The 238-nt window shown below is 42.9% G+C and carries 1 protein-coding gene; it reads left to right on the plus strand.

Annotation, left to right across the window (positions count from 1 at the left end):
• The coding region (locus AAEY79_RS16330) for a hypothetical protein (RefSeq protein ID WP_352289810.1) at window positions 1-238 on the plus strand (238 nt) is incomplete at both ends.

Consider the following 238-nt stretch of genomic DNA (forward strand, 5'->3'; position numbering starts at 1 on the left):
CGCAAAGCCCGTGATGTAAAGCGCCTAATAGAAGAAGGTCGTTTTAACGTTGCATTTGGTGTGTTTAAACGCTTTGAAGAGTTATTTAATACCTTAACTGAGCAGTATCAGCAACCACTTGTAAGCTTAAAAACCGATTTAGAAGCGCAGCTAGCTGACGCCAAAGATTGGCAAAAATATGCTGCAGCACCAAAGCGCGAAGCATTACTTGAAGAAGTTAGCACGCTCGCTTTAGAGG

Source organism: Psychrobacter sp. GW64-MNA-CIBAN-0177 (assembly GCF_040309585.1).
GTDB classification, from domain to species: Bacteria; Pseudomonadota; Gammaproteobacteria; order Pseudomonadales; family Moraxellaceae; genus Psychrobacter; species Psychrobacter okhotskensis.